Raw genomic sequence first — 6,697 nt, forward strand, 5'->3', positions numbered from 1 at the left:
AGGATCGGCGCGCCGCTCATATTGCCGTTCAGCTTGGCGAAGGCGATCACCGAGCCGGTGAAGGTGATCGCCCCGATGGCCAGGCCCAGCGACAGCTCGATCAGCGATTTCAGCTGCACCGCCCCGTCGGGGCCCAGGATGCCATAGGCGGCGGGCGTGTGGATGGCGGCGACAGCCACCAGGCAGGCGGCCATGCCGACCAGGCTATGGAACGCGGCCACCAGCTGCGGCATGGCGGTCATGGCCACGCGCCGGGCGATCACCGCGCCTACCGTTCCGCCGATCACCACCCCGCCGCCGATCAGGCCGAGCGTCAGCACGTCCAGCGCGTCCTGGCTCCACAGCGTCGCCAGCGTGGTGCCGACGGCGATGGCCATGCCGATCATGCCGTTGCGGTTGCCGGCCTGGCTGGTGGTGGGCGACGAGAGGCCCCTCAGCGCCAGGATGAACAGAACGCCGGAGACCAGGTAGAGAATGGCCGCGAGATTGGCGTTCACGCGGCGCCCTCCTTCTTCGGAGCCGCCGGGGCCTTCTTCTTGTACATGGCCAGCATTCGTCGCACGACGAGGAAGCCGCCGAAGATGTTGACCGAGGCGAAGGCGGCGGCGACCGCGCCGGCCCCCTTGGAAATCATGATGCTGGAGGTCAGCTCCCCCGTCTCGCCGTGGGCCGCGACGGCCAGCAGGGCGCCGACGATGATCACCGAGGAGATGGCGTTGGTGACCGCCATCAGCGGCGTGTGCAGGGCCGGCGTTACGCTCCAGACCACGTAGTAGCCGACGAAGATCGCCAGCACGAAGATGGCCAGGCGGAAGACGGTGGGATCGACGGCTTCCATCGGCTCAGCCCTTTAGGTTGGGGTGGACGACCGCGCCGCCCTGGGTGACCAGCGCCGCCTTCAGGATCTCGTCCTCGTAGTCGGGGGCGAACTTGCCCTCCTTGTCGAGGAACAGGCCCGCGAAGGCGAAGAGGTTGCGGGCGTAGAGCGCCGAGGCGTCGGTAGCGACGCGGCCGGGCAGGTTGGGGATGCCCAGGATTTTCACACCGTTCTTGGTCTCGAACACCTCGCCCAGCTTGGCGCCCTCGACATTGCCGCCCTGCTCGATGGCTAGGTCGACGATCACCGAGCCCGCCCGCATCGAAGCCACCTGCGCGGCGCTGACCAGCTTCGGCGCCGGCCGGCCGGGGATCAGAGCGGTGGTGATCACCATGTCCTGCTTGGCGATGTGGCTGGAAACCAGCTCGGCCTGCTTGGCCTGGTACTCCGGGCTCATTTCCTTGGCGTAGCCGCCGGCGGTCTGGGCGTTCTTGAACTCCTCGTCCTCGACGGCCAGGAACTTGGCTCCCAGGCTTTCCACCTGCTCCTTGGTGGCGGGACGAACGTCGGTGGCGGTGACCACGGCGCCGAGACGGCGGGCCGTGGCGATGGCCTGCAGGCCGGCGACGCCGACGCCCATGATGAACACCTTGGCTGCGGCGACCGTGCCGGCGGCGGTCATCATCATCGGCAGCACCCGGCCATAGGCCTCGGCGCCCTCGATCACCGCGCGGTAGCCGGCGAGGTTGGCCTGGGACGAAAGCACGTCCATCACCTGGGCCCGGGTGATCCTGGGCACGAACTCCATGGCGAAAGCGGTCGCCTTGGCCTTGGCCAGGCCCGCCAACGCGGCCTTGTCGATATAGGGATTGAGCGTCGCCACGACGATCGTACCGGGCTTGATGACCGCGATCTCCTCGGCCTCGGGGGCGCGCACCTTGAACAGGATGTCGGCCTTGGCGAGCGCGTCCTTGGCAGTCTTGGCCAGCGTCGCGCCGGCAGCTGCGTAGTCGGCGTCGGGGTAGGCGGCGGCGCTTCCAGCGCCGGCTTCGACCGTCACGGAGAACCCCGCAGCGATCAGCTTCTTCACCGTCTCGGGGACTGCGGCGACGCGGGTTTCACCAGCACGGCGCTCGCGGGTGACGGCGATGACGGGCATGGTCCGCGAAGTCCTTCCCAAGGCGCAAACACGCCGCAACAGGCGGCGACCTTAGGGGGTGGCGGCGGAGTCTGTCCAGCCGCGCTTAGTGGTCGGTCGTAGGCTTCTCGCGCAGGAAGATGACACCCAGCACCAGGAGGACGACCCCGGAGATCAGTCCGCCCATGAAGCCCGCGCCGGTGCAGAACCACAGGGTGGTTGTCAGCACGCCGACAGCGATGATCAGCGCGCCCCACTTGGTGATGTTCATCACCAGATGGAAGGTCGACACCTGCTCGTGGATGTCCATCTCGCCGCGGTGATATTCAGACGCCTTGCCGGCCATCTCGTCTCTCTTCTGCTCGAAGCGCTCCAGGCGGGTGCTACACGAGACGCAGCTTCCGCTCAAGCGCCGCTAGGCTTTCGGTGGCCAGGCGGCGAGCAACGCCCGGATCGCCGCCACCAGGGCGAGCGGCTGGTCGATCATGATGTGGTGGTGGGCGTCGGGAATCTCGATCTCGATCAGACCCGGCGGGAAGGGCGACGGCGCGCCGGCCTTGCGGTGCTCCACGATGCGGCTCTTGGCGCCGTAGATGTGCACCATGGGCGTGGTGATCTCGGGGATCTGGGTCGGGTCGCCGCCCATGGCCATCTCGCGCACCAGCTTGCCCCACATGTTGGGGTCGAAGCGCCAGGTCCAGCCTTCGCCGGAGCCATCTTCCAGCGGGACCTTCTTCAGCGATCGCCGCGCGATGAAGTCGGCGATGTAGGCGTTTTCGGCCGGCTGCGGCGGCATCAGCCGGAAACGCAGCAGGGCCGCCTCGACCGTCGGATAGACGCGGCTCGCGCGGTCGGTGGTCGGGATGTTGCGGATCGCCTCCATCTGCGCCTGGCGCTTGGCCAGCTCTTCAGGCGGCGGGCCGAAGCCGGTGTCGACCATGATCGCCGCGTGCATCCGCTCGGGGTTGCGAACCGCAGCGAAGAACACCTGGCCGCCGCCGAAGGAGTGGCCGATGTAGATCGGCTTGCGACCCCCCTCATAGAGCCCGGCCGCCCGGGCCACCGCCTCGGCGTCCTCGGCGAAGTCCGTGAAGCTGTAGTGCTCGCGCCAGTCCGAGGCGCCCATGCCGGCCAGCGACATCGACACCACACGGTAGTCGTCCGCGAAGAACGGGGCGATGAAGCTCCACCAGTCAGCGTGGGCCGAGTTGCCGTGCACGAACAGCAGGCCGGGCTTGCCGACCTCGCCCCAGGTCAGGACTTCAAGCTTGGAGCCCAGGCTCTCGACGAAGCTGCGTTCCGGCTCGCGGGCGATGGCGTCCTTGAACCACTGCGGCGAGGGCGGCTCGGCGCCATGGAACTCGGCCAGCGGCGCCTGGACCTCCGGCGGCAGGGTCGGTTCGGTGTGAACCGGGCGGTCGTCATAGGTTTCCGCCGGCTTCACGTCTTCAGCCATCGGGTCCTCGATATCGGTTGCGGCCAGAAATTGGGGAGAGCGGCCCGGTAATATGGGTCAGGTGATGAACAACCGTTTGAAAAATGGCAAGTGGTTCGTCCAGACGCTAGGGTTCGCGCGGGGTTGGATACGGCGCGCCGAGAGCCGACCTAGCTCAGTTGCGGGTTCGGCGGCACCGACGGCGCGCGCAGTTCCACCTCGATCGCCCGAGCCTCCAGGTCCCGCCAGCGGCGCTCGGCGTCCTGGTAGGCATGGGCCTTTTCAGGGAACATCAACGCCAGGGTCGCCAGGGCGTCGGCCTGCTCACGGCATTCACGGGCGCTGTGCATTCCGGCCTGTCCGCTGGAACCGACAAGCGGGACCTTCCCGGCGCATATGGCGGCTGTCTATTCGGTTCCCGACATATGGCCGCCGGCGCTAGACTGAGGCCTGGATCGGGGGGCGCGCATGACCGAATACATCGCCCGCTGCGCCTGCGGGGCGCTCAGCGCCACCGCCGCCGGCGAGCCCGTGAAGATCAGCGCCTGCCACTGCCATGCCTGCCAGCGGCGCACCGGCAGCGCCTTCAGCGTGGCGGTGTTCTACGACCGAGACCGGGTCACCCTGAACGGGGAATCGAAGACCTTCACCCGTCCCGGCGACAGCGGTCAGAATGTCGAATTCCACTTCTGCCCGACCTGCGGAACGACGATCCTGTGGTACCCGGAGTTCCGGCCGCAATGGGCGGGCGTGGCCATCGGCTGCTTCGCCGACGCCGGGCCCGGCGGCCCGACCCAGGCAGTCTATGAGGACTTCCGTCAGCCCTGGGTGACGATCGCGATCGAGCCCCTCTAGGACCTAGCCCCCGGCACCCGCCGCACTGGGCTTGCCGACCACCACGTCGCTCGACACCATCGGGCAGTGGGTCAGGACCATCTCGCGGATGTTGTAGACGTGGCTGCCGTCGCGGCCGCCGCGGATGGTCCGCTTGAGGATTGGCTGGCCGTCGGCGCCGGCCTCGAGGTGGAAGACCTCTGCGCCATCCGAGCGCAGCACGCGGAACCGCTCGATATGGACCATCGGCAGCGGGAAGACCGAGCCGGACGTATAGCCGCCCTCGCCGTCCAACTGGATGGCGAACTTGCCATTGTCACGGGTGATGGTGACCGCCCGGTCGGGATTGGGCACGGGCTTCCAGCCTTCGGCGCTGGTGAAGCGCATGGCCTGGGGCGCGGGTGTGTCGCATTTGACGATCTCCACCGGCTCGGCCCGCGCAGCGCCCACCGCGACGACGAGGGCCGCCCCGGCAGCCAGTCTCAAAAATCCAACTCGCATTCCCGCCTCCCGACGTTCGCTTTTTTCCGTTTGACCCCAGCTCGCCCGTCCACGCTAGCCCCGCGGTTCGCAGTCGTCCTCCTGGCGGTCCCAGGCGCCGTCGAAATCCGGCAGCAGGGCGAAGAGGGCGAAGATCCCGCCGATCACACAGACCAGGCTGACGATTTGCCGGGCGTCGAGGCCGCTGTCCGTCGCGGCCAGATGCGCGCGGGCCTGGTCCGGCCCCGGCGTCCAGCCCACCGGCATGGCGCCGCGGGTCCCGCAGCGGACCGTGTCCCCTTGCCGATCGAGGCAGCTGGGGGCGGCGAGGGCCGCAGGCGCCGCCATGATGGCGAGCGCGAAGACCAGACCGCGGAGCGTCAGGCGCGCGCCCATCGCCTATTGCGGCCCTTCGCCGGTGATCTCGAGCACCGCGGCCTCGTCCTTGGCCCCGTCGTAGTGCCACTGGCGCGCGAAGTGGGTGACCACCGAGCCGGCAGGGATCGGCATGGTGGTGTCCGGCGAGAAGGTCTGCCCGGTCCCGACCCACCATGTCCCGCTGATCACATAGACATGGCGGTCGTTCGGGTGGGTGTGCGGCCGGCTCATCTGGTGCGGCGGCCATTTGACCAGGATGGCGTAGGGCCCGGGCTTGGCCGGGTCGCCCCACAGGGCGTAGGTCAGGGGACCTTTGACCGGGTCGCCCTGCCAGGCGATCTGATCGGGCAGCTTGTAGGCGAGCGCCTTCGGGTCAGGCTGGGCCGAGGCGGGCGCGGCGAGTGTGGTAATGGCCGCCAGGGCGGCCATCGGGGCCATCTTCATCGCCGCATCCTCTCCGTCGCGCCCGATCCGAGCGCCGGTCGAAGGGCAGCATAGACCTAGAACAGGCCCGGGATCATCCGGTAGCGCACGATCCTGGCGTAGCGGCGATAGGCGCGGTCCTGCTTGAGCCAGCGCTCCTCGCGCAGCACGCGGCCGATCTGGCAGGCCCAGGTGACGCTCATCAGCGCCGCGTTCAGCGGCGTCGGGTTCACCAGGAGATAGGCGCCGTGGACCACGGCGTAGCCGAGGTACATCGGGTGACGCACGAAGACGTAGGCGCCGCGCATCCGCACACCGCGGTTGGCTGGGGCCAGGCCGAAGCTGCGGTTCAGGCTGAACTTGGCGGCGAGCGAGATCAGGGTGCCGCCGGCCACCATGGCGACCGCCACGAAAGCCGGGATCAGCGCCGCGCCGCCGGGCCGCGCCAGCATGGCCAGCAGCGTGCCGCCGAACGCCAGCACCCAGTCCCGGGGATCGGGACTGACGCTGGTCGTCGGCCGGCGGATCAGGATGAACCAGACGGTGACGATGTCAGTGAAGGCGATGGCGAAGTTCAGCCATTGGTGCGGGTTGTAGTTGACCACCAGATAATAGAGGAACGCCGCGACCACCGTGCCCCGCTCGGCGAGGTCGATCAGCCGCGGGGTCAGCGATCCTGGCGCGAAGCCGGTCGTCAGCGGGGTGGTTCGGTACGCGGTCAAGCGGCAGCCTCTTTGCAGGGCGGCAACATTCCACAACGAAATGAAGACGATGCTAATCGCCGGCCGACGGCAACGGACAGAATGTCGCGCCGGGGCCCGCCTGCGGGGCTGCAATCGCGGCCGCGAGCCCCTAGCAGACCGACTCCGTAACGGTCGACGCAGAGCCAGACGAGGTGCGCGCCCTGAGCCGCTCGCGGTTGGCGGTCCTGCGGTAGCGCCGATAGCTTGATCGGGCGGACTTCGCGGCATCCTGGGCTCATGGGTCGCGATTGTAGCCCGCCTCAGGCCGGTGCGAGGCGGTTTCCGGCCAGCTTCAGGAGGTTATGGACGGTGCAGATCATCGCCCATTCGCTGGAGACCTTGGCGCGGCCTCGCAGCAGAAACTGGCGGAAGCCGCGGGCCTGCTTGATCTGGCCGAAGACCGGCTCGACAGTCTGTTTGCGCAAGCGGTAGGGACTGTCGAAGCCGTC

12 protein-coding genes are annotated in these 6,697 nt (G+C 68.5%); 1 reads left to right on the plus strand and 11 read right to left on the minus strand.

Going from position 1 to position 6,697, the window contains the following annotated elements; genetic code table 11:
- The 6 genes from E8A12_RS09060 to E8A12_RS09085 form a co-directional block, all read right to left on the minus strand.
- A partial coding sequence (locus E8A12_RS09060) for an NAD(P)(+) transhydrogenase (Re/Si-specific) subunit beta (RefSeq protein WP_293367827.1) occupies positions 1 to 497 on the minus strand: 497 nt, incomplete at its 3' end.
- Positions 494 to 838 carry a proton-translocating transhydrogenase family protein gene (locus E8A12_RS09065; protein WP_293367829.1) on the minus strand — a complete coding sequence of 115 codons (345 nt, stop codon included), beginning with the start codon at positions 836 to 838 and terminating at the stop codon, positions 494 to 496. The genes E8A12_RS09060 and E8A12_RS09065, both read right to left, overlap by 4 nt.
- A gap of 4 nt (positions 839 to 842) precedes the next feature.
- The gene (locus E8A12_RS09070) at positions 843 to 1,976 is read right to left on the minus strand and encodes a Re/Si-specific NAD(P)(+) transhydrogenase subunit alpha (protein ID WP_293367831.1); all 1,134 of its coding nucleotides are present in this window, start codon (positions 1,974 to 1,976) and stop codon (positions 843 to 845) included.
- A gap of 85 nt (positions 1,977 to 2,061) precedes the next feature.
- Entirely contained in the window at positions 2,062 to 2,301 is a 240-nt protein-coding gene (locus E8A12_RS09075; RefSeq protein WP_293367833.1) for an aa3-type cytochrome c oxidase subunit IV, read from the minus strand.
- 69 nt (positions 2,302 to 2,370) lie between these two features.
- On the minus strand, positions 2,371 to 3,411 hold the full coding sequence (locus E8A12_RS09080) for an alpha/beta hydrolase (RefSeq protein ID WP_293367835.1): 1,041 nt from the start codon (positions 3,409 to 3,411) through the stop codon (positions 2,371 to 2,373).
- Between the two features lie 149 nt (positions 3,412 to 3,560).
- A complete protein-coding gene (locus E8A12_RS09085; protein WP_293367837.1) occupies positions 3,561 to 3,740 on the minus strand; it encodes a hypothetical protein in 180 nt (59 codons plus the stop codon).
- A 118-nt stretch (positions 3,741 to 3,858) separates the two neighbouring features.
- On the opposite strand from E8A12_RS09085, the gene E8A12_RS09090 reads away from it, so the two are divergent.
- Complete coding sequence (locus E8A12_RS09090; RefSeq protein WP_293367839.1) at positions 3,859 to 4,245, plus strand: GFA family protein; 387 nt, start codon at positions 3,859 to 3,861, stop codon at positions 4,243 to 4,245.
- Between the two features lie 3 nt (positions 4,246 to 4,248).
- On the opposite strand, the gene E8A12_RS09095 is transcribed toward E8A12_RS09090, so the two are convergent.
- The 5 genes from E8A12_RS09095 to E8A12_RS09115 form a co-directional block, all read right to left on the minus strand.
- Positions 4,249 to 4,725: a hypothetical protein gene (locus tag E8A12_RS09095; protein ID WP_293367841.1), complete on the minus strand. Its 477-nt coding sequence runs from the start codon at positions 4,723 to 4,725 to the stop codon at positions 4,249 to 4,251.
- Positions 4,726 to 4,779: 54 nt separating this feature from the next.
- Positions 4,780 to 5,100 carry a hypothetical protein gene (locus E8A12_RS09100; RefSeq protein ID WP_293367843.1) on the minus strand — a complete coding sequence of 107 codons (321 nt, stop codon included), beginning with the start codon at positions 5,098 to 5,100 and terminating at the stop codon, positions 4,780 to 4,782.
- Between the two features lie 3 nt (positions 5,101 to 5,103).
- Positions 5,104 to 5,526 (minus strand): cupin domain-containing protein, encoded by a 423-nt coding sequence (locus E8A12_RS09105; protein ID WP_293367845.1) that lies wholly within the window; start codon positions 5,524 to 5,526, stop codon positions 5,104 to 5,106.
- A gap of 56 nt (positions 5,527 to 5,582) precedes the next feature.
- Positions 5,583 to 6,227 carry an isoprenylcysteine carboxylmethyltransferase family protein gene (locus E8A12_RS09110; RefSeq protein ID WP_293367847.1) on the minus strand — a complete coding sequence of 215 codons (645 nt, stop codon included), beginning with the start codon at positions 6,225 to 6,227 and terminating at the stop codon, positions 5,583 to 5,585.
- A 281-nt stretch (positions 6,228 to 6,508) separates the two neighbouring features.
- Positions 6,509 to 6,697, minus strand: a 189-nt coding sequence (locus E8A12_RS09115) for a transposase (RefSeq protein WP_293367849.1), incomplete at its 5' end; no start/stop codon positions are given.

Source organism: Phenylobacterium sp., assembly GCF_004799395.1.
In the GTDB taxonomy this organism is placed as follows: Bacteria; Pseudomonadota; Alphaproteobacteria; order Caulobacterales; family Caulobacteraceae; genus Phenylobacterium.